This window comes from Agrobacterium sp. O3.4, from assembly GCF_041414895.1.
Lineage (GTDB): Bacteria > Pseudomonadota > Alphaproteobacteria > Rhizobiales > Rhizobiaceae > Agrobacterium > Agrobacterium cucumeris.
Genome location: NZ_JALPZP010000001.1, coordinates 2,567,653 through 2,589,546, shown reverse-complemented (window position 1 = coordinate 2,589,546; position 21,894 = coordinate 2,567,653). Strand labels below are relative to the sequence as shown.

Genomic DNA, 21,894 nt, shown 5'->3' with positions numbered 1-21,894 from the left:
GGTAAGAACCCGCAGAAACTACTGCGGGTTCACCACCTGGCTCGCAAGGCGGAAGGGGCTGGAGACGGTCGCGCCGATCGCATCGAAAACGAAGGCACCCGCACTGTTGATGTCGCCCTCGCGTCTGCTGGATTCCAGCTGCGGTACCATCGAGGCCAGCGCCGCATAGCGGTCATGGTTGAGCGGATCGGAAGCCTCGAGTTTGGAAATGTCGATGAACTGCACGCCCTCCTTCAGGGCGGCTTCCTGTACCTGTGGGTCGGTCACGTCAAGTGCGCCGATGCGGGTGACATCCGCGCCCAAAATGGAGGATGCCTTAAGGGCGCGGTCGTCCTTGGAAACGAGAACGGTGAGCGGCGGGTTGAGCCGGCCCACCACCTCGATCTGTTTGCGAAACACATCGGCATCGATGTCAGGTGCTGCCAGCACCACCTGCAGCTTGGCGAGCACGTCGTTCCTGCCCTGCAAGCGCAATTGGCGCAGCGCCTCCATGACCAGCCAGCCACCCATGCTGTGGCCAAACACGACAACGCTTTTTCGCGGGGTCTGCCGGGTAAGGTCGATCAGCACACCCGCCAGCGCATCACGCGAGAAGGTCGCCGATTCCTTGTCGGCCACGTAACCGGTGACGTTGGCCTGCGATGGCCAGGAGAACACCAGCGGTACGCCATCCATCTTGGCATCGGCAGCCATTTGCGCCGCGCGGAACAGGGCTTCCTGATAGCTGTAATTATAACCATGCACAAAAAGCGCGATCTGCTTGCCGGACCGGGCGACGTCGCCAAGATCGGCATTGAAGCTCGGCTTCGTCAGCGTATCGGCGCGGGTAACGACGAAATCCTTGTTCGGATCCGGCTTGCCGCTGGCCCACTCGATTTTTCCACTTTTATGAGTAGGAGGAATAGAAATGTCGAAGCTTGCATAATTCGGCTCCATTGCCCGCTCCGTGCCAAACCCCTTTTTCGCGTCGGTGTTTTTCTCCCGTGTGCTCACCACATAGGCCGTCACGATTTTCGTGCCGTGGGCCTTGGTGTTTATGGCCTGCAGCACGTCCGCCCCCGGCCTGCCTGCACAGGATGAAAGAATACCGAGAGTGAGAAACAGCGAAAAGATCAGGCGCATGAATGGGCTACCGATGATAAGGAACGGCTCATAAATAACCGGCCGTCCGAAAAGTTGCTACTGGAGAATGAATTGCCTTGCTGTGACGGTCTTTCATGCGGATGGGCATTCCCCTTCTTGCCATCCGGCCATGTTCGTTTTAGGCCGTACAGATGACGAACAAGGTGTCGCTTTTACGGCTGAAACTCACGGACTTCCGCAACTATGCGGCGGCGGCGCTCACACTTGATGATCGCCATGTTGTGCTGACCGGCGATAATGGCTCAGGCAAGACCAATCTGCTGGAGGCCGTCTCGTTTCTTTCACCCGGCAGGGGCCTTCGCCGGGCCACCCTGTCCGATGTTACCCGCGTCGGCGCGGACGCCGGGTTCTCGATCTTCGCCGATGTCGAAGGCATGGATGGCGAAGTTGCCATCGGCACCGGGATTGAAGGCGATGGCGAAGTGGTGTCACGTCGCCTGCGGCTGAACGGCACATCGGTAAAATCCGTTGACGAACTGACTGATCATCTGCGCGTGCTGTGGCTGACGCCCGCCATGGACGGCCTTTTCACCGGCTCGTCATCGGACCGTCGGCGTTTTCTCGACAGGCTGGTGCTGTCGCTCGATCCCGCCCATGGCAGGCGGGCAAGCGATTTCGAAAAGGCCATGCGCGGCCGCAATCGCCTGCTGTCGGAAGGCCGTTTTGATCCGGTCTGGCTGGACGGCATCGAAAAACAGATGGCCGAACTCGGCATTTCCATGGCGGTTGCCCGTTATGAAATGCTCGGCCTGTTGAAGACCCTGATTGAGGGCCGGGCCGGCAACGCTGCTTTCCCGTCGGCGGCGCTTGCGCTCTCCGGCTTCATGGACGGCGGGCTTCATCGGCCGGCTGTCGATCTGGAAGACGAATATGGTCTGATGCTGCGGGAGGGCCGGTATCGGGACGCGGCGGCAGGCCGCACGCTGGATGGCCCGCACCGCGTTGATCTCTTTGTGCGCCATGCGGAAAAGAACATGGAAGCGGAACGCTGCTCGACCGGAGAGCAGAAAGCGTTATTGGTCGGGCTGGTGCTTGCACATGCGCAGCTGACAGCCAATATGACCGGACATGCGCCCATTCTGCTCCTGGACGAAATCGCCGCTCATCTGGACGAGGGCAGACGTGCCGCCCTGTTCGATCTCATCCATGCGCTCGGCGGCCAGAGTTTCATGACCGGAACGGATGCGGCCATGTTCTCCGCCCTTGGCGAGCGGGCGCAGTTCTTCAATGTTTCCCACGGGAGCGTCACGGGATGACGATAGAGAGATGGAGGGCAAGATGGACCCGCTGAGCCCGGAAGAGATCGAACGCTACAAGCGCCACATCCTGCTGCCGGAAATCGGCGGTGCCGGTCAGCAACGGCTGAAAGCGGCGCGCGTGCTGGTCATTGGCGCGGGCGGTCTCGGCGCGCCCGTCCTTCATTACCTTGCCGCCGCCGGTGTCGGCACGCTCGGCATGATTGACGACGATGTCGTTTCCCTGTCCAACCTCCAGCGACAGGTGATTCACGATAGCGGCACGATCGGCGAGCTGAAAACGCAAAGCGCCCGCAAGGCCATCGCCCGTCTCAATCCACATGTCCGAGCGCTGGTTTATGAGGAGCGCTTTTCGCAGGTCTGGGCGCATGACCATCTGCCGTCCTTCGATCTGCTGATCGATGGTTCGGATAATTTCGATACGCGTTATGCCGCTGCCGATGCAGCGGAAGCGGCGAAGAGGCCGTTGGTCACCGGCGCCGTCGGCCGTTTCGATGGCTCGGTTACCGTGTTGAAACCCTATGAAACCAACGCCGACGGCGCTCTTCTGCCGGGCTATCGTGATCTGTTTCCGGAGCCACCGCCGCAGGGCCTCATTCCCAATTGCGCCGAAACCGGCATCGTCGGGGCGCTGACGGGGGTGATCGGCACCATCATGGCCATGGAGGCGATCAAGCTGATAACAGGTGCCGGTGAGCCCCTGATCTGCCGCCTGCTTCTCTATGATGCCCTGTCGGCCCGTTTCGAAACCGTTCGTTACAAGCGCCGGCCAGCGGGAAAGAAACCATGATCGAAATCGCAAGGGTCGGCGAAAAATTCGATCGCTGGCAGGAATTGCTGGCGCTCATCATGGCGTCCTTCGCCTATATGGATGGCGTCATCGATCCGCCGTCGTCGGCCCATCTCCTGACACTGGAAAATCTTGCCGAGAAGGCGAGGGCAGAGATCGCTTTCGTGGCGCTTGACGGCGATGAGCTGCTGGGCTGCCTGTTTTGCCGGCCGGAGCCGCCGGCCTGCCTTTATGTCGGCAAGCTTTGTGTTTCCCCGAAAGCGCAGGGAAAGGGCATCGGCAGGATGTTGCTTGAAAGAGCTGAAACACTGGCTGGCGAATTGGCGCTTCCGGCGCTACGCTTGGAAACGCGCATCGAGCTTGGTGCCAATCACGCCAAATTCGCCGCCTGGGGTTTCGTCAGGACCGCTGAAAATGCCCATGCCGGTTATGATCGCACAACCTCGATTGAAATGACGAAATTCCTCGGTTGAGGCCTTTCAATCGTTGCAGCAAAACCGGTATTGCGAAAAGGCCTATCGCAGCAGGCCGGATTGCAGCATTTGCGCGATAAAGACAGCGGAAACTTGGTCAATGCCCGTTTCGGGCTGAACGTCGCCTGATCCGACCCGCCAGATGCGCTTGTCCGCTCCGCTGACGAGCTGAATTTCCGTCGTGACCTTATGCGTCACCGGTGCTGTCATCGCGGCTTCCGCCATCTGTTTCATAAGGTCCGCTGACGGCATGCGGCCACCGTCACCGAGGTCATCCGGCTTTGCGCCCGCCTTCAGCTTTTTGAAGGCCGGTTCGGCATCCGGAACGACGCAGTTCATCTTGATCCGCGCCAGGAAGACACCCGTGGGCAACTGCGCTCCGATGCGTGCTGGTTCAGCCTGGCAGCGCGCGCGCTTCGTGCTTGCCACCCACAATTTTGCAAACTCAGTCTGCTGTTCGCTTGTGGTCCCATTTGGCGCGTTGGAACTCTTATATTTAAGCTGCCAGGCGACCGGATCGGCAACCAGTTCCATATCGACGTAACGCGGACCGCCATTTGCAGAACCCCATTCTTTATCCAGTCGAGCCATGCTGCTGCGGTCAAAATTCAGCCAGGCACGATAATAAAGTTCTGCTGTCTCTTCGGGGGAGAGTGAAGCGGCTTGAGCGGGGCTGCTGCCCAGAACAAGCAAGGCGGAGATGAGCAGCAAAAACTTTGCCGGGATTCCCATTGACCTTCCCTCCACGCGATAATCAGACGAGGATTTCTTTAGCTGATTTAGCTACGCCCCGGAAGCACCCGGTTCGGCGGACGGTGTCCATCGAACAGCGTACGGATGTTGATGATGACCTTGTCACCCATTTCGATGCGCCCTTCGATCGTCGCCGAGCCCATATGGGGAAGCAGGACAACCTTGCCTTCCTTGGCGAGCTTGATGAGCTTGGGGTTCACCGCAGGCTCATTCTCATAGACATCGAGACCGGCGCCGGCGATTTTTCCTTCGCGCAGGCACTGGATCATCGCCGCTTCATCGATGATATCGCCGCGCGCCGTGTTGACGATGTAGCTGGTTGGCTGCATCAGCGCCAGCCGCCGCGCCGAGATCAGGTGGTAGGTAGCGGGTGTCGAAGGGCAATTGACGGAGACAATATCCACGCGCGCCAGCATCTGGTCGAGGCTGTCCCAATAGGTCGCCTCAAGCTCCGTCTCAGTCGCCGGGTTAACGCGTTTGCGGTTGTGATAATGAATGGAAAGGCCGAAGGCCTTGGCGCGCCGCGCAACCGCGGTTCCGATGCGGCCCATGCCGACAATGCCGATGCGTTTTCCGGAAATGCGCCGCCCCAGCATCCAGGTCGGCGACCAGCCCAGCCATTCGTCCGAACCATTGGCAAGCACGCGCGTGCCTTCGATCATGCGGCGCGGCACGGCCAGCACCAGCGCCATGGTGATATCGGCGCTGTCTTCGGTCAGCACATTCGGCGTATTGGTAACGGTAATGCCTTGCCTGGCCGCGGCATCAACGTCGACGTGGTCTATGCCGTTGGAAAAGCTGGCGATCAGCTTCAGCTGCGGTCCGGCCTTCTCGATCATGGCCGCAGTGATGCGGTCGGTAACCGTCGGCACCAGCACATCCACCCGCTGCATGGCGGCGACAAGCTCTGCCTCGCTGCGCGGCGTATCATCGATGTTCAGTTCAGCATCGAAGAGTTCGCGCATTCTGGTCTCGACGACGTCAGGCAATTTGCGGGTGATATAGACTGTCGGTCTCTTCTTGTGGGTCATCGTTTGCCGCTGCCTTGTTCAGAAGTCATTAACCAGAAAGAGCGATAATTTCTTTCAATCAGGGCGTTTCTACCAGACCCGCCGGCGAAGACAAACAAAACTCGCCGAGGCTCGAGGCATGTGGAACCGAGCCTCCTTAAAATATCATCCGGTTTGTAGAAGGCGGGAAACGGAAATGGGCATGCGCAGTGTGGTTTCTATCGTTTGCATTGCATTGTCTCTGGGCCTCCTCGGCGCGGCCACCGAAGCCATGGCGCAGGGTGCCGCCAAGGGCGCAAGTGGTCTGCCCCTGCCGCGTTTCGTCAGCCTGAAGTCCAAGCGTGTTAATATGCGCATCGGCCCCAGCACGGATTATGCCGTGTCGTGGATGTATCTGAAATCGGGAATGCCTGTCGAAATCATCCAGGAATATGAAAACTGGCGGCGCATCCGCGATGCCGATGGCACGGAAGGCTGGGTCAACCAGGCGCTGCTGTCCGGCGAGCGCACGGCCGTCGCAGCCCCATGGATGCGTGGCAAGGGCAAGGAAGTTTACGTAAACATGCGCCGCGAAGCGCAGTCGGGTGCTTCGGTCATCGCCAGGCTGGAGCCGGGCGTCGTCTTCAGGATCGGTGAATGCAACGGCGACTGGTGCCGCGCCGAGGCCGGTCAGGCCTCGGGCTGGGTATCGCAGGGCGAAATCTGGGGTGCTTATCCCGGAGAGGCCTTTAAATAAGGCCGTGCTTTGCGCCAAGCGCCTTGAGCGATGACATCGGGCGCGGCCCTACCTGCTGAATGACGGCCGCGGCCGCAAGGCAGCCGAGCTTGCCGCAATCTTCGAGCGATCGGTCCTGCGTATAACCGAACAGGAAGCCGGCGGCGAAAAGATCGCCTGCACCCGTCGTGTCGACCACGTCATGCACGGGATAGGCTTCTACCTTCACCCGTTCCGTACCACGCAGGATAACGGCACCTTCTTCGCTCATCGTCACCGCCGCGATCTTGCAGTCGGCGGCAATTTTCGTCAGCGCCAGCTCGAAATCATCGGTCTCGTAAAGCGAAAGCGCTTCCTGCTTATTGGCGAAAACAATGTCCACCGTGCCGGAGCGCATCAGGTCGAGAAATTCCTCGCGGTAACGGCCGACGCAGAAACTGTCGGACAGCGTCATGGAAACTTCGCGGCCGTTTTCATGCGCAATGCGGGCGCATTCGCGAATGGCGTCCTTGGCGCGCGGCGGATCCCAAAGGTAACCTTCGAAATAGGTGACCTTGGTCTGCGCCACGACGTCTTCTTCCACGTCCTCCGGCCCGAGATCGACACAAGCGCCGAGATAGGTGTTCATGGAACGCTCGCCATCTTCGGTCACGAAGATCATCGAACGGGCGGTGGGCGGAAACGTGCCTTCCGGCTTCGTTTCGAAATAGACGCCCTGCGCACGGATATCGTGCTGGAAGATTTCCCCGAGCTGGTCTTCGGCGACCTTGCCGAAATAGGCGGCCTTGCCGCCGAAATTCGCCACACCGGCCGCCGTGTTACCCGCGCTGCCGCCGGAGGCTTCGAGAGCTGGACCCATCAGCGAATAAAGCAGCTCGGCGCGTTCCGCATCGATGAGGTTCATCGCGCCTTTGGTAATGGCATTGTCGTTGAGGAAGCGGTCGTCGCAGCGGGAAATGATGTCGACGATGGCATTGCCGACAGTCAGTACGTCGAATTTCGTCATGGGGCCCTATCCGGTTCGCACGAGGCGTGTGCGTATTTTCAAACGGTCTTAAACATTTCTGGCGGCAAGAAAAGCCCAAAGGGAAAATATGCGGTTCTCTCCTGGGGGGGAAGAAACGCGTCATCTGCCTGTAATGTGGTTAAGCTATTGCTCCTTCCAGAGCAAAAGGTGTGTGAATGCGTACCGGAATGGAAGACATGATGGTCTTCTGGCTCAACCGTTATCTCCGCCACGGATGTACTGGCGGCGTATAACGGACATAAAAGGCGGGGGAAACCCCGCTTTTTCTTTGCGCTGACGCCGCGGAATGCGGGGTTATGGGCAGCGAAGACCATTCCCGGTGACGGCGCTTGATCGGGCTGGCTCCCGCGGCATGCGATCCGCAATCGGGCGAAAACAAAGACGCTCAGCGTTTTCGCGATTCCATTCCAGTGGAAAACGCTCTAAAGCGGAGTATCTCCCGCAAAGCCGCGAAAGCTTTCCCTCCATGTCTGCCGTTGCCGCTAACGTCGCTCCGATTTTCATTCTCATCCTGATTGGCTGGCTTACAGTCAAGGCCGGTCTGTTCCGTGCCGATGCCGGCGAGATTCTCAGCGATTTCGTGTTCAAGATCGCCGTGCCGACACTGATCTTTCGCACGCTTGCGGAAGCGAACTTCCACGGTGCGTCGCCCTTCCGGCTCTGGATTACCTATTTCGCCGGCGTGGCCGTGACCTGGACAATCGGACATATCGTCACCCGTTACGTCTTCAAGCAGGATGTGCGTATCGCCGTCATTGCCGGGATTTCCTCGGCCTTCGCCAACAATATCTTCATCGGCCTACCGCTCGTTGGCCGGTCCGTTGGCGATGAGGGGCTGGTGGCGCTTTCCATTCTGCTGGCCATCCACCTGCCGGTCATGATGATTGCCGGCACGATCCTGATGGAGAACGCCACGCACAAGGCCGTCGGGGGTGAAAAGCGAAGCATGGCTGCGGTCTTCAAACAGGTCGGTCGCAACCTCGTTACCAATCCGCTGGTGATTGGCCTTGTGATTGGCCTTTCAACCAATGTTTCCGGTGTGACGCTGACACCCATCCTCAAAACCGTGGTCGATCAGATTGCTTCAATGGCAGGGCCAGCGGCGCTCATCTCGCTCGGCATGGCGCTGACGAAATACACCATTCGCGGCAATCTTGGCATTGCCGTTACCATGACGGTGTTTAAACTGCTGCTCTTGCCCGCCTGCGTGTGGGCTATGGGCCACGCTCTCGGCCTTAGCCGGGAATGGACTGCGGCCCTTGTGCTCACCTCGTCGGTGCCGACGGGGGTGAACGCCTGGCTGATCGCCAATCGCTTTGGCATCGGCCACAGCGTCGCGGCCTCCACCATCAGCATTTCCACGGCGACCGGCGTTCTTTCCGTGTCGCTGTGGGCTTGGCTGCTGAGCTGACCGCCCTGCTGAATTGATTATTTCTGAGCGCTGAGGATCTTGAAGCGGGCGTTACGGCATACCTCGGCGCTGGTGCGGAACTCCGCTGCCAGTACCGGCTCATAGGGCATGCCGCGATTGGCAACCATCAGCAGCTTGCCGCCGCTGCGAAGCGCGCCGGCTGCCGTCTTGATGAAAGCCTGACCGAGAGCGGGCTCTGCCGCCTGTCCCGCCGCGTGGAAAGGCGGGTTCATGATGATGAGATCGTATTTTTCCTTCGGCGGTTCGTTCGCCAGATCCTGCCAGAAGAAACGTGCCGTCAGTCGCGGATTGTTTTCAAGAAGATTGGTCTTCGCAAATTCAAGCGCATTCCAGTCCGCCTCAAACAGGTCGATGCGGGCCGTGCGCGGCGATTTTTCCGCCAGCATTACCGAGAGGTAACCCCAGCCCGCGCCAAAATCAGCGGCGTTGCCGTCAAAATCGGTCGGCAGGCGCGATGCGAGAAGCTCCGAGCCGTCATCGACGCGGTCATGTGAGAACATGCCGGGCAGGGCGGTGAAGCGGCCTTCAACCGTCACGGGCTTCTGGGCAAGCTTCGAGAGAGCCGAGGAAACATCGTCCGGACGTTTGAACCAAAGCGCGACACCATGGTATTTGGGCGTCGAGTCGGCCTCGATGCCAAGCTTTGCCAGCGTCTTGCGCAGCGTCACGATGCCGTCTTCCTTTGATCCCGCCGCGACGATCAGGCCGCCGGCTTTCACGCGGGACAGTGCTTCCGCGACGCGGTTTTCGTTCTCGCCACGATGTTTACCGCACAGCAACAGTGCCGCATCGTAATCCTCGCCCGAAATGTCCGGGGTGACCTGCGCGCCCTGCGCCTGCAGAGCCCGGTAAAGTGGCCGAAGATGCTGAACGGCAATGATCTCCGCGTCAAAACCATCCAGCCGCGGGCCAGCCTCCGCTCCCAGAAACAGAACGCGTTCGCCCTCTTTCGGCATATCGAGCATTTCTGCGGCAAAGGGGTGGAAAAGGGTTTTAACAGCGTCGCGGCTCATGGGAGCGTCCTTAGGGCATTTCCAGGAAAAGCGGGACTGCTTTTACATCTGGACAATGCGTTAAATCAAAGAGTTAGATCTCTCTGGCGGTGAGAAGGAAAGCCAAAGGATCTAAGCGGGATAGAAAAAAGGCGCGGGCAGAACCCGCGCCTCGATAGGGTCTGGCGGCGCGACCTTATTCGGCAGCGGCTTCGCCGTCTTCCTTCTTCTTGTCGGCAGCAACTTCCTGGCCGGTTGCCTGGTCGACAACCTTCATGGACAGGCGAACCTTGCCACGCTCGTCGAAGCCCATCAGCTTGACCCAGACCTTGTCGCCTTCCTTGACGACGTCGGAGGTCTTGGCCACACGCTCGGAAGCGAGCTGCGAGATGTGGACGAGGCCGTCGCGGGCGCCGAAGAAGTTGACGAAAGCGCCGAAGTCAGCGGTCTTTACGACCGTGCCTTCGTAGATGGCGCCGACTTCCGGTTCAGCAACGATCGAGTGGATCCACTTGCGGGCCGCTTCGATTTCCTTGCCGGAAGAAGAAGCGATCTTGACGGTGCCGTCGTCTTCGATGTTGATCTTGGCGCCGGTCTTTTCAACGATTTCGCGAATGACCTTGCCGCCGGAGCCGATGACTTCACGGATCTTGTCGACCGGAATGTTCATGACTTCGATGCGCGGTGCGAATTCGCCGAGCTGGCTGCGGCTCTCGGTGATGGCGTTGGCCATTTCGCCGAGAATGTGCTTGCGGCCACCCTGTGCCTGCTCCAGAGCGATTTTCATGATCTCTTCGGTGATACCGGCGATCTTGATGTCCATCTGCAGCGAGGTGATGCCGTCGGCCGTACCCGCAACCTTGAAGTCCATGTCGCCGAGGTGGTCTTCGTCGCCGAGGATGTCGGAGAGAACCGCAAAGCGCTCGCCTTCAAGGATAAGGCCCATGGCGATACCGGCAACCGGCTTTGCCAGCGGAACGCCGGCATCCATCAGTGCAAGCGAGGTGCCGCAAACCGTTGCCATCGACGAAGAGCCGTTGGACTCGGTGATTTCGGAAACGACGCGCAGCGTGTAGGGGAACTGTTCCGCAGTCGGCAGCATCGGACGGATCGCGCGCCATGCGAGCTTGCCGTGACCGATTTCGCGACGGCCCGGGGAGCCCATGCGGCCTGTTTCACCGACCGAGTAGGGCGGGAAGTTGTAATGCAGCAGGAAGCGTTCTTTGTACATGCCGGTGAGCGAGTCGACATACTGTTCGTCTTCGCCGGTGCCGAGCGTCGCAACAACGATCGCCTGGGTTTCACCGCGGGTGAACAGCGCCGAACCGTGCGTGCGCGGCAGCAGGCCGACTTCCGAAATGATCGGACGAACGGTCGACAGGTCGCGGCCGTCGATGCGGCTCTTGGTGTCGAGAACGTTCCAGCGAACGATCTTCGCCTGCAGGTGCTTGAAGACGGCGCCGATTTCTTCCGGGCTGTACTTGGCTTCGCCTTCTTCCGGCAGGAAGTGGGCCTTGACCTTCGCCTTCACGGCATCGACGGCAGCGTAGCGGGCAGCCTTTTCGGTGATCTTGTAGGCGGTGCGCAGTTCGGTTTCGGCCAGAGCCAGCATTTCGTTTTCGAGCGCGGAGAAATCTTCCGGTTCGAATTCGCGGGGTTCCTTGGCGGCAACTTCGGCAAGCTTGATGATCGCGTCGATAACCGGCTGGAAGCCCTTGTGGCCGAACATGACGGCGCCGAGCATGATCTCTTCGTTGAGTTCCTTGGCTTCCGATTCAACCATCAGAACGGCGTCGGAGGTGCCGGCAACAACCAGATCAAGCGTGGATTCTTCCATCTCGTCCAGATGCGGGTTCAGAACATATTCGCCGTTGATGTAGCCAACGCGCGCGCCGCCGATCGGACCCATGAACGGGATGCCGGAAAGGGTCAGCGCAGCCGAAGTGGCGACCATCGACAGAATGTCGGGGTTGTTTTCCAGATCGTGCTGGATGACGGTCACGACAACCTGCGTGTCGTTCTTGTAACCTTCAGGGAAAAGCGGGCGGATCGGGCGGTCGATCAGACGCGAAACGAGGGTTTCGTTTTCGCTCGGACGGCCTTCGCGCTTGAAATAACCGCCGGGAATCTTGCCGGCTGCATAGGTCTTTTCCTGGTAGTTGACGGTCAGCGGGAAGAAGTCCTGGCCGGGCTTCGGAGACTTTGCGGAAACCACGGTCGCGAGAACCATCGTCTCGCCGTAGGTTGCGATGACGGCGCCGTCAGCCTGACGGGCAACCTTGCCGGTCTCGAGCTTCAGCGGGCGGCCTGCCCATTCGATTTCCACGGAGTGCTTATTGAACATATCTTGTCCTTGTTTGTACTTGCCGCCTTATGGGGGGCGAAGAACGACGCAATCACGGGCAAGACAGCGGGAGGCTTTTAAGGTGCAAGCATCCGGCAATCCTGCCCCATGACAGGTCTGCGGTTGAAAAGGCGGCACCGGCCCATCCGGGTCACCCTTGTCGTCCGGGGGCCACAGCTGCGGCAAACGCCCGGAAATTCATGCGGCCTTCAGAAGACCCAATATAAAAACCGGCGGGTATCGTGGTGAAACCCGCCGGGCACAAGTTTTAGCGGCGAATGCCGAGAGCACCGATCAGCTTGGTGTAACGGGCTTCGTCCTTCTTCTTCAGATAGTCGAGAAGCGAACGACGGCTCGAAACCAGCGTCAGAAGGCCACGACGGGAGTGGTTGTCCTTCTTGTGGTCCTTGAAGTGACCGGTGAGGTTGTTGATCCGCTCGGTCAGGATTGCGACCTGAACTTCCGGAGAACCGGTGTCACCTGCCTTGGTGGCATATTCCGTGATGAGGGCGGCTTTGCGCTCTGCAGTAATCGACATCGTACGATCCTTTCTTGTTTTAAGGAAAAACGGGGACGCCTAGAGCCGGGATGTCGTCCAGCTCTGGCCATTCAGCAGCATAGGCAAAGCCCAAGCTGGCGCTGCCTATAAACTATTCCGGGTACAATTGAAAGAGGTGATTGACTGGGCCTCGCGGAGCATTTCCGAGAAAAACGGATGCGGTTTTCCGTCCGGAAATACATGAAGACAGTCTATTTCAGCCAAAAACCCGCTTTGGCCGAAACTCTCCCTCACCGATTTCGCCGATCGCGACCAGCTTGCCCTGCGCGGTGGCATAGGCTTCCGGATGATTGGCCGGCGCGTCACGCCCGCGCAGCAGGATGGGGTTGCCCATCTTCAGCCGATGCGCCTGGTCGTCGTTGATGATGAGATGCGGAAGCGAGGAAAGCGCCTGCGCCGTGTCGATCAGAAAGGCGTCCAGCGCCTCGACCCGCTCGTCGCGGTCTTCGATGGCTTCCAGCGCCGTCAACGTTTCAAGCGGCACCATCATGTCTTCGCCAAACGGGGCGACCATCGTGCGGCGCAGTTCCGAAATATGGCCGAAACAGCCGAGATCGCGGCCCATGTCACGTGCCAGCGCCCGCACATAGGTGCCCTTGCCGCATTCCACTTCGAAATGCGCGGTATTGGCGTCGGGGCAGGCAAGCAGCGTCAGGCGGTGAATTTCCACCTCGCGTGCCGGGATTTCCACCGTCTCGCCGTCGCGCGCCAGATCATAGGCGCGCTCGCCGGCAATCTTGATCGCGGAAAATTGCGGCGGTGTCTGCAGGATCACACCGGTATAATTGGGCAGAAGATCGCGGATCGCCTGTTCGTCCGGGCGCTGATCGGAGGAATTGACGACCTCGCCTTCCAGATCGTCGGTTGCGCGCTGCTCACCCCAGGTGACGGTAAATTCGTAGATTTTCCGGCCGTCCATGACGTAAGGCACGGTCTTGGTGGCATCGCCGAGGGCGATCGGCAACATGCCGGAAGCCAGCGGATCGAGCGTTCCGGCGTGGCCTGCCTTCTGGGCGTTGAACAGCCACTTGATCTTGGAAACGGCTTCGGTGGAGCCGAAATCGAGCGGCTTGTCGAGGATCAGCCAGCCCGAGATCGGGCGGCCCTTGGGTTTGCGGTGCTGCTGTTTGCGTGGTTTGGACATGCTTCAGTTCTGTTCGTCGTCTTTTTCGTTTGAAGGTCCAAGATCGCGCTGCACCTCCGGTGACCGCAGGAGTGCGTCGATCTTCTGGTAATTGTCGAAACTCGTATCGTCGCGGAAACGCAGTTCCGGCATGTATTTCATCTGCCGCAGCTGCGGACCGAGACGGCCGCGCATGAATTTCGCGTGGCGGTTCAGCGCGCTGATGATGTCGGTGTGATCCGCAACGCCAAGCGGCGTCACGTAAGCTGTCGCGATCTTGAGGTCAGGCGACATGCGCACTTCCGAGATGGAAATGACGGTGCCTTCGATCAGGTCGTCGCGGACTTCGCCGCGCTGGAGAATTTGGGTAAGGGCGGCGCGCACCTGTTCGCCAACACGCAGCATGCGTTGCGAAGGGGCCGATGATGTTGCTTTTGCCATGGGTAATGCCTCAAACGGAGCGAGCGCCGGTAAGCCGGCGCCCGACAGAAAAATCCTGTTTTGCGGCGAGAACGCTTAGAGCGTTCTCGTGATGTGTTCGACGCGGAAGCACTCGATGGTGTCGCCAGCGCGGATGTCTTCGTAGTTTTCGAATGCCATACCGCACTCCTGACCAACCGGCACTTCGTTGACTTCGTCCTTGAAGCGCTTGAGGGTCTTGAGCTTGCCTTCGTGGATGACGACGTTGTCGCGCACCAGACGGACACCCGCACCACGTTCCACCTTGCCCTCGACGACGCGGCAACCCGCGACCTTGCCGACCTTGGTGATGTTGAACACCTCGAGAATTTCGGCATTGCCGAGGAAGGTCTCGCGACGTTCCGGAGAAAGCAGACCCGACATCGCCGCCTTAACGTCATCCACCAGATCGTAGATGATGTTGTAGTAGCGGATTTCGATACCGGCGCGTTCGGACGCCGTACGTGCCTGTGCGTTGGCGCGAACGTTGAAGCCGATGATCGCGGCGTTCGATGCCTCGGCAAGCGAGATATCCGATTCCGTGATGGCACCAGCACCAGAGTGAACGACACGAGCGCGGACTTCGTCTGTGCCGAGCTTGTCGAGCGAAGCGATAATGGCTTCGACCGAACCCTGCACGTCCGCCTTGATGACCAGCGGGAATTCCTTCAGTCCCGAAGTCTGCAACTGGCTCATCATCTGTTCCAGCGAGCCGCGCTGACCGGTCTGGCGGGCGACAGCCTTGTCGCGTGCCAGACGCTGGCGGTATTCGGAAATCTCGCGGGCGCGGCTTTCGTTTTCGACAACCGCAAAACGGTCACCGGCCGACGGTGTGCCGGAAAGGCCGAGGATTTCGACCGGCATGGCCGGACCGGCTTCCTTGACGTGTTCGCCCTTGTCGTTGACGAGCGCACGCACACGGCCCCACTGGTCACCGGCAACGATGATCTGGCCAGGTCTCAGCGTACCCTTCTGCACGAGAACGGTGGCGACGGCGCCGCGTCCACGGTCCAGCTCGGCTTCGATGACCGTGCCTTCTGCGGTGCGGCTTGGATCTGCCTTGAGATCGAGGATTTCCGCCTGAAGCAGGATTGCTTCGAGCAACTTGTCGAGGTTGAGCTTGTTCTTGGCCGACACTTCGACGTCAAGAACTTCACCACCCATCGATTCCACGAAAACTTCGTGCTGCAGCAGTTGCTGGCGAACCTTGTCAGGATTTGCCTCGTGCTTGTCGATCTTGTTGATCGCGACGACGATCGGAACACCGGCCGCCTTGGCGTGATTGATGGATTCGATCGTCTGCGGCATGACGCTGTCGTCTGCGGCAACAACCAGAACGGCAATGTCGGTCGCCTGCGCACCACGGGCACGCATGGCCGTGAAGGCGGCATGGCCGGGGGTGTCGATGAAGGTGATCTTCTGACCGTTCTTCTCAACCTGGTAGGCGCCGATATGCTGGGTGATGCCACCGGCTTCGCCAGCAACCACGTTTGCCTGACGGATGGCGTCGAGCAGCGAGGTCTTGCCGTGGTCGACGTGACCCATGATGGTCACGACCGGCGGACGGGAAACCATTTCGCCTTCGTCGTCAGCCTGGTTGAAGATGCCTTCTTCCACGTCGGATTCAGAAACGCGCTTGACGGTGTGGCCGAATTCGACGGCGATCAGTTCCGCCAGATCGGCGTCGATGACGTCGCCCGGCTTCATCATCTGGCCTTCCTTCATCAGGAACTTGATGACGTCAACGGCGCGCTCGGACATGCGCTGCGACAGTTCCTGAATGGTGATGGTTTCCGGCAGGATCACTTCGCGCATAACCTTTTCGCGGGTTTCCTGCATCTGGCTGCGGCGGAATTTCTCCTGCCGGCGGCGCATGGATGCCATGGAGCGACCACGCGGCGTGCCGTCTTCATCCAGATTGGACGAGGTAACGGTAAGCTTGCCGCGACGGCGTTCTTCTTCCGTCTTCAGGCGGGCAGCGGGCTTGGCCGGAACCGGAGCCGTGACCTTGCCGCGAGCCGGAAGGCTGCTGCCACGACGCGCGGCACCACGATCATCCTCCTCGTCGCCACCGGTACGACGTCCGCGCGGAGCGGCCGCGTCGGGCGTTGCAGGAGCGGAACGGGGGGCAGCGGCGGCGGACTGAGGACGTGCGTCAGTGCGGGGGGCCGGTGCAAAGGCTGCAGCCGGCTTTTCGCTGGCCGGTTCGGATCTCACTTCAGCGGCAGGCTGGCTTGCCGCTGCCTTGGCAGCCGCGGCCTCTTCGGCAGCGCGGTTGGCAGCCTCGACCTTTTCGGCTGCGATGCGCTGTTCTTCCTCGACCTTGCGGCGGGCTTCGTCTTCGGCACGCTGCTTAGCTTCCACCACGTCGCGAGCCTGCGCTTCCATCAGCGCACGGCGACGGGCTTCCATCTCGCCGGCGGAAAGATCGTGCAGAACGTTGCCGCGCGGGCGATCAGGCTGGCGCTGCTGGGGTGCGGACGAGCCGGGACGCTGCTGCGACTGGGAAGAACCCGGACGCTGCTGCTGGCCGCCTGGCTGATGAATGCGCGGCTGGGGAGCCTGCGGACGCGCTGCCACGGGGGCAGGTGCCGGTGCTGCGGGCTTCGGCGCAGGTGCTGCTGCCGCGATCGGCTGAACCGGCTTCTCGTCTTCGGGACGTAGGGGGCGGCGCTTGCGTGTTTCCACGACAACCGCATTTGTGCGACCTCGACCCATATCCTGCCGCACGGTGCCCTGATTCATCCCGCCCGGCTTGAGGGTGAGAGTCTTCTTGGCCGGCGCGTTAAGTGTCTTGTCGTCGTTGTTGTCGGTCATTCGTTCCCGTTCCTTCGGACGAGAACCGGATGACGTCCATCAGGTCTCGTCGTTCAATTGCTGCATCGGAACGCGGCGACCGTTCATGTCGGTTAACCGCGTCATTGTTCTGTCCGGGCAGCGTCGCGTTCCGCCTGAGATCGACCGCCAAGGCGGTACTGTTCAAGCATCGTTGCGCGCTTCACTACACCCTCACCCGCCTGCCCCGCAAGCGCGCAAGCATGGATAAAAGCATTCTGGCCCATCAACTCGTCCATTTCGGCGCTACTGAAGAGCCGGAAGGACGGAATTTCATTGTCGGCATCGCTGCCGAACGCCCAGGCCCTGCGGGCCTGGTCCAGTTTTCTCACGCCGTCAGCCGCAGCATCGGTCGCGTGGAACACGGCAATCGCGTTCCCGGACCGGACGGCGGCATCGACCTTCGTCGCGCCGCTGATGAACTGGCCCGCCTTGCGCGCCATGTTCATCATTCCGGCAAGCTGCTGCGCCATCAGCCGGTCCAGAAGAGCAAGAAGCTCCGGTCCGGCCTTGACGTCGCGTTTGAGTGCCCGTGCGAAGATCTTCTTCGCAATGGCTTTCTCGATCAGGGCGCGCTCGGGTGTTACCCAGCAGCCGCGCCCCGGCAATTGGCGTTTCAGATCCGGCACGACGCTGCCGTCCGGGCCTGCGACGAAGCGGATCAGCTCATCGGGTGATCCGCTTTGCCGTGTCACAATGCACATACGTCCATTGACGTTGCCTGCAAGCCGCCCGTCCTCATCGGTCTCGGGCAGTTCGTCCGGCTCATGCGCCTGCGATGTCATTCCTGCTCGGCGGTATCCGCCTCCTCGGCAGCTTCAGCATTGGCTTCCTCTTCGGAAGCGAGATCTTCGGCCGTGATCCAGCCAGCCAGAAGACGGGCCTGCACCACCATGTTCTCGGCCTCGACGCGCGAAACGTCGAGCTTGGAGAAGATGCCTTCGAACTTCTTGGTCTCGCCGTCCTTGCGTTCGCTCCAGCCGACCAGATCGTCCGCGGCGCAGCCGGCAAAGTCTTCGATGGTCTTGATACCGTCTTCACCCAGCGCAACCATCATCTGTGAGGTCAGGCCGTCGATCTGGCGCAGCTCGTCGGCAACGCCGAGTTCCTTGCGCTTGGCGTCCATCTCGGCTTCCAGACGTTCCAGATATTCGCGGGCGCGGGTCTGGATTTCATCGGCGGTGTCTTCATCGAAACCCTCGATCGAGGAAATTTCACCGAGATCGACATAAGCGAGTTCTTCGACCTGTGCGAAGCCTTCGGAAGCCAGAACCTGGCCGACCATCTCGTCGACGTCGAGGGCGTCCATGAACAGTGCCGTGCGCTCGTTGAATTCCTTCTGGCGACGCTCGGACTCTTCCTGCTCGGTCATGATGTCGATGTCCCAGCCGGTGAGCTGCGATGCCAGACGCACGTTCTGGCCACGACGGCCGATGGCGAGCGACAGCTGCTCGTCGGGAACGACCACTTCGATGCGCTCGGACTCTTCGTCCAGAACGACCTTGGCAACTTCCGCCGGCTGCAGGGCGTTGACGATGAAGGACGCCGGCTCCTGGCTCCACGGAATGATGTCGATCTTCTCGCCCTGCAATTCGCCGACGACGGCCTGAACGCGAGAGCCGCGCATACCGACGCAGGCGCCAACCGGATCGATCGAGCTATCGTTCGAGATAACGGCGATCTTGGCGCGCGAACCGGGGTCACGGGCGACCGACTTGATCTGGATGATGCCGTCGTAAATTTCCGGAACTTCCATGGTGAAGAGCTTCACCATGAACTGCGGATGGGTACGCGACAGGAAAATCTGCGGGCCGCGCTGTTCGCGGCGAACGTCGTAGACGTAGGCGCGCACGCGGTCGCCGTAACGCATGTTTTCCCGCGGGATCATCTCGTCGCGACGGATGATGCCTTCGCCACGGCCGAGGTCGACGATGACATTGCCATATTCGACGCGCTTGACGGTGCCGTTGACGATTTCGCCGATACGGTCCTTGAATTCATCATACTGACGGTCACGCTCGGCTTCACGAACCTTCTGAACGATGACCTGCTTGGCCGACTGGGCGGCGATACGGCCGAAATCCATCGGCGGCAGCGGATCGGCGATGAAATCGCCGAGCTTGGCGTCCGGGTTGCGGTCGCGGGCCAGCTCAAGCGGGATCTGGGTCGAATAGTCCTCAGCGGCCTCGACAACTTCCAGAAGACGCTGCAGGCGGATTTCGCCGGTCTTGGAGTTGATGTCGGCGCGAATGTTGGTTTCCGAACCATAGCGCGAGCGGGCGGCTTTCTGGATAGCGTCGGCCATTGCGGCAAGCACGATTTCGCGGTCGATGACCTTTTCGCGCGCCACAGCATCGGCGATCTGCAGAAGCTCAAGCCGGTTAGCACTCACTGCCATTTTTCTATCTCCGTAAGTCGCATAATTGCGGGGATCGCCCGTTTTCGGGCTTTACGTTGGAATTAGTCTTCGTCTGTTTCGTTTTCATCGTTCTGGTTTGCGGCGGCGGCCTTTGCCGCCTTGTCTGCCCGCAACGCATCACGAATAAGGTCGTCCGTCAGAATAAGCTTCGCATCGGAAAGCGCGCTGAACGGAACGATGACTGTCGGCTCCTCGCCATAGGCGATCTGGTCGCGTTCCAGCTTGAAGCCGTCCGCATCGACCTCGACGATCTTGCCGCGAAACCGCTTGCGGTTTTCGACCAGAATGGAGGTTTCGACCTTCACCAGATGACCCTGCCAGCGGGTGAAATCCGATTTGCGAACCATCGGCCGGTCAATGCCGGGCGAGGAAACTTCGAGATGATACGCTTTATCGACCGGATCTTCCACATCAAGAACCGGTGAAATGGCCATGGAGATCGCTTCGCAGTCCTCGACGGTCATGGTGCCGTCTTCGCGCTCGGCCATCACCTGCAGCGTCATGCCGTTCTGGTTGGAGAGCCGCACGCGCACCAGAAGATATCCCATACCCGCCAAAACAGGCTCGATGATCTCGGCAATGCGCTGGTCGATGCCCGTTTCAGTTATCAGTCGCGATTCTTGTGCGGTGTCTGCCATCTGGCCTTCCGGTCTCTGATTTTCACCGGGCTCCTGGCCCGTGGTTTCCGGTTCGCCTAACGAAAAAGAGCGGAGCCTTGCGGCCCCACTCTTCATCAAGCGATCAAGAATTTCAGGGGTCATATAGACCCATCGGGGCGGGATTGCAAGGTTTTCGCGGGCGCTCCTGCTTCAATGGCGTCCGCAGCCACATTTTCACCTTCACCGTGTCGGAAGGGGTGGCATCATTCTGGGCACTGTCTATAGTTGCCGTTTAACAAATCGCAGTTGCATCAAGTGGACAGAGCGTGCCTGACCGTAAATCGCCACTCGCGCCTTTAAGGCATTTGACTTACAGACGAATCTGGGTCGCCAGCCTTGCCTCGAATTTCGGCGGACTGATCCAGGCGGTGGGCGCCGCATGGATGATGACCTCGCTTTCGAGTTCTGAAAACATGATCGCGCTGGTGCAGGCTTCCACCTCGCTGCCGATCATGATGTTTTCGCTGATTTCCGGCGCGCTGGCCGACAGTTTTGATCGTCGCCGCATTATGATCTCGGCGCAGCTCCTGATGCTGACGGCCTCCGTGCTGCTGACGGTTTTTGCCTGGTCCGGCTGGCTCACGCCCTGGCTGCTGCTGTTCTTCACCTTCATGATCGGCTGCGGCACGGCGCTCAACAATCCGTCCTGGCAGGCCTCCGTCGGTGAAATGGTGCCGCGCGAAGATTTGCCCGCCGCCGTAACGCTGAACAGCGTTGGTTTCAACATCACCCGCAGCGTCGGCCCCGCCATCGGCGGTATCATCGTCGCTGCCGCCGGTGCCGCTGCCGCGTTTTTCGTCAATGCGCTCAGCTACTTCACCCTGCTTTACGCCCTGTTTCGCTGGCAGCCGCCCAAACACGCCTCGACCTTGCCGCGCGAGCAGCTTCTTGCCGCCATATCGGCCGGAATGCGCTATGTGGCGATGTCGCCCAATATCGGCAAGGTGCTGGTGCGCGGCTTTCTCTTCGGTCTCTCCGCCAGTGCCATCCTAGCCTTGATGCCGATCGTTGCCCGCGATCTGGTCGAGGGCGGTCCGTTGACCTATGGCGTCATGCTGGGCGCGTTCGGCGTTGGCGCCATTGGTGGCGCGCTCATCAGTGCCCGGCTGCGGGAAGTCATGTCCAGCGAATGGATCGTGCGTGTCGCCTTTTTAGGTTTCGCCTTCAGTTCCGGCATAACGGCAATCAGCACGAGCGCGATCATCACCTCGCTGGTTCTCACCGTCGCCGGCGCCTGCTGGGTGCTGGCGCTTTCCCTGTTCAATACCATCGTCCAGCTTTCCACCCCGCGCTGGGTGGTGGGCCGGGCGCTGTCGCTTTATCAGACACTGACCTTCGGCGGCATCGCGGTCGGCAGCTGGCTGTGGGGTGAACTGGCCGAAGATTACGGTATTTCCTATTCGCTTCTCTGTTCCTGCGTGCTGATGCTGCTCGGCGTCGTCGTTGGCCTCAAGCTCGCCATGCCAGCCTTCGCCTCGCTCAATCTCGATCCGCTCAACCGCTTTGTCGAGCCGCCGTTGAGGCTTGATATCAAGCCGCGCAGCGGCCCGATCGCCATTCTCATCGATTATGAAATCCATGACGAGGATCTCGGCGAATTCCTGCCGCTGATGGCCGAGCGTCGCCGCATCCGCATCCGGGATGGCGCACGCAACTGGAATTTGATGCGCGATCTCGAAAATCCTGACATCTGGACCGAGAGCTACCATGTGCCGACATGGGTGGAATATGTCCGCCATAACCACCGCCGCACCCAGGCGGATGCCGAGGCCTGGGACCGGTTGCTGGAGCTTCATCGCGGCAAGACACGGCCGCGCGTGCACCGGATGATCGAGCGGCAGACCATTCCGCCGACCGACGATATCTTCCACAAGCCGCATACCGATCAGCATTGAGAGGCGAGGG

General features: G+C 60.2%; 19 protein-coding genes. 6 read left to right on the top strand and 13 right to left on the bottom strand.

The genetic code is table 11. The features are described from left to right. Positions 1-18: 18 nt before the first annotated feature. A complete protein-coding gene (locus tag M0412_RS12620) occupies positions 19-1,122 on the bottom strand; it encodes an alpha/beta hydrolase (protein ID WP_283159137.1) in 1,104 nt (367 codons plus the stop codon). 152 nt (positions 1,123-1,274) lie between these two features. Here M0412_RS12620 and recF point away from each other — a divergent pair, with 152 nt between their 5' ends. From recF to M0412_RS12605, 3 genes are read left to right on the top strand one after another with little or no spacing between them, the layout of a single operon-like run. After that, complete coding sequence (gene recF / locus M0412_RS12615; protein WP_269700606.1) at positions 1,275-2,399, top strand: DNA replication/repair protein RecF; 1,125 nt, start codon at positions 1,275-1,277, stop codon at positions 2,397-2,399. A 22-nt stretch (positions 2,400-2,421) separates the two neighbouring features. Then, positions 2,422-3,189 (top strand): molybdopterin-synthase adenylyltransferase MoeB, encoded by a 768-nt coding sequence (locus M0412_RS12610; protein WP_269700604.1) that lies wholly within the window; start codon positions 2,422-2,424, stop codon positions 3,187-3,189. Beyond that, entirely contained in the window at positions 3,186-3,662 is a 477-nt protein-coding gene (locus M0412_RS12605; protein WP_269700602.1) for a GNAT family N-acetyltransferase, read from the top strand. The genes M0412_RS12610 and M0412_RS12605 overlap by 4 nt, the downstream gene beginning before the upstream one ends. Before the next feature lie 42 nt (positions 3,663-3,704). Here M0412_RS12605 and M0412_RS12600 read toward each other — a convergent pair whose 3' ends face one another. Continuing rightward, positions 3,705-4,394, bottom strand: coding sequence for a hypothetical protein (locus tag M0412_RS12600; protein ID WP_269700601.1), 690 nt, complete (start codon positions 4,392-4,394; stop codon positions 3,705-3,707). Positions 4,395-4,441: 47 nt separating this feature from the next. Continuing rightward, positions 4,442-5,446 carry a D-glycerate dehydrogenase gene (locus tag M0412_RS12595; protein WP_142840724.1) on the bottom strand — a complete coding sequence of 335 codons (1,005 nt, stop codon included), beginning with the start codon at positions 5,444-5,446 and terminating at the stop codon, positions 4,442-4,444. Between the two features lie 181 nt (positions 5,447-5,627). On the opposite strand from M0412_RS12595, the gene M0412_RS12590 reads away from it, so the two are divergent. Beyond that, on the top strand, positions 5,628-6,161 hold the full coding sequence (locus M0412_RS12590) for an SH3 domain-containing protein (protein ID WP_193559512.1): 534 nt from the start codon (positions 5,628-5,630) through the stop codon (positions 6,159-6,161). Here M0412_RS12590 and M0412_RS12585 read toward each other — a convergent pair. After that, complete coding sequence (locus M0412_RS12585; protein ID WP_269700599.1) at positions 6,154-7,146, bottom strand: adenosine kinase; 993 nt, start codon at positions 7,144-7,146, stop codon at positions 6,154-6,156. The two genes, M0412_RS12590 and M0412_RS12585, sit on opposite strands and share 8 nt — an antisense overlap. A 487-nt stretch (positions 7,147-7,633) precedes the next feature. Between M0412_RS12585 and M0412_RS12580 the strand changes: the two genes are divergently transcribed. Continuing rightward, positions 7,634-8,578 carry an AEC family transporter gene (locus tag M0412_RS12580; RefSeq protein WP_269700598.1) on the top strand — a complete coding sequence of 315 codons (945 nt, stop codon included), beginning with the start codon at positions 7,634-7,636 and terminating at the stop codon, positions 8,576-8,578. A 17-nt stretch (positions 8,579-8,595) separates the two neighbouring features. On the opposite strand, the gene M0412_RS12575 is transcribed toward M0412_RS12580, so the two are convergent. The 9 genes from M0412_RS12575 to rimP all read right to left on the bottom strand — a co-directional run bounded on the left by M0412_RS12575 (position 8,596) and on the right by rimP (position 19,968). Further along, complete coding sequence (locus tag M0412_RS12575; protein WP_142840728.1) at positions 8,596-9,612, bottom strand: class I SAM-dependent methyltransferase; 1,017 nt, start codon at positions 9,610-9,612, stop codon at positions 8,596-8,598. Positions 9,613-9,787: 175 nt separating this feature from the next. Beyond that, complete coding sequence (gene pnp / locus M0412_RS12570) at positions 9,788-11,935, bottom strand: polyribonucleotide nucleotidyltransferase (protein ID WP_142840729.1); 2,148 nt, start codon at positions 11,933-11,935, stop codon at positions 9,788-9,790. Positions 11,936-12,203: 268 nt separating this feature from the next. After that, positions 12,204-12,473 carry a 30S ribosomal protein S15 gene (rpsO, locus tag M0412_RS12565; protein ID WP_006309908.1) on the bottom strand — a complete coding sequence of 90 codons (270 nt, stop codon included), beginning with the start codon at positions 12,471-12,473 and terminating at the stop codon, positions 12,204-12,206. A 217-nt stretch (positions 12,474-12,690) separates the two neighbouring features. Next, positions 12,691-13,638: a tRNA pseudouridine(55) synthase TruB gene (gene truB / locus M0412_RS12560; protein ID WP_269700597.1), complete on the bottom strand. Its 948-nt coding sequence runs from the start codon at positions 13,636-13,638 to the stop codon at positions 12,691-12,693. A gap of 3 nt (positions 13,639-13,641) precedes the next feature. Then, the gene (gene rbfA, locus M0412_RS12555) at positions 13,642-14,058 is read right to left on the bottom strand and encodes a 30S ribosome-binding factor RbfA (RefSeq protein WP_006309910.1); all 417 of its coding nucleotides are present in this window, start codon (positions 14,056-14,058) and stop codon (positions 13,642-13,644) included. A gap of 75 nt (positions 14,059-14,133) precedes the next feature. After that, a complete protein-coding gene (gene infB / locus M0412_RS12550; protein WP_269700595.1) occupies positions 14,134-16,893 on the bottom strand; it encodes a translation initiation factor IF-2 in 2,760 nt (919 codons plus the stop codon). Positions 16,894-16,994: 101 nt separating this feature from the next. After that, positions 16,995-17,696: an RNA-binding protein gene (locus M0412_RS12545; protein ID WP_269700593.1), complete on the bottom strand. Its 702-nt coding sequence runs from the start codon at positions 17,694-17,696 to the stop codon at positions 16,995-16,997. Further along, positions 17,693-19,309, bottom strand: coding sequence for a transcription termination factor NusA (gene nusA / locus M0412_RS12540; protein WP_142840733.1), 1,617 nt, complete (start codon positions 19,307-19,309; stop codon positions 17,693-17,695). Before nusA ends, M0412_RS12545 begins: the two co-directional genes overlap by 4 nt. 62 nt (positions 19,310-19,371) lie before the next feature. Beyond that, on the bottom strand, positions 19,372-19,968 hold the full coding sequence (gene rimP, locus M0412_RS12535) for a ribosome maturation factor RimP (protein ID WP_142840734.1): 597 nt from the start codon (positions 19,966-19,968) through the stop codon (positions 19,372-19,374). Between the two features lie 287 nt (positions 19,969-20,255). Here rimP and M0412_RS12530 point away from each other — a divergent pair, with 287 nt between their 5' ends. Further along, a complete protein-coding gene (locus M0412_RS12530) occupies positions 20,256-21,884 on the top strand; it encodes an MFS transporter (protein ID WP_142840735.1) in 1,629 nt (542 codons plus the stop codon). Positions 21,885-21,894: the final 10 nt, after the last annotated feature.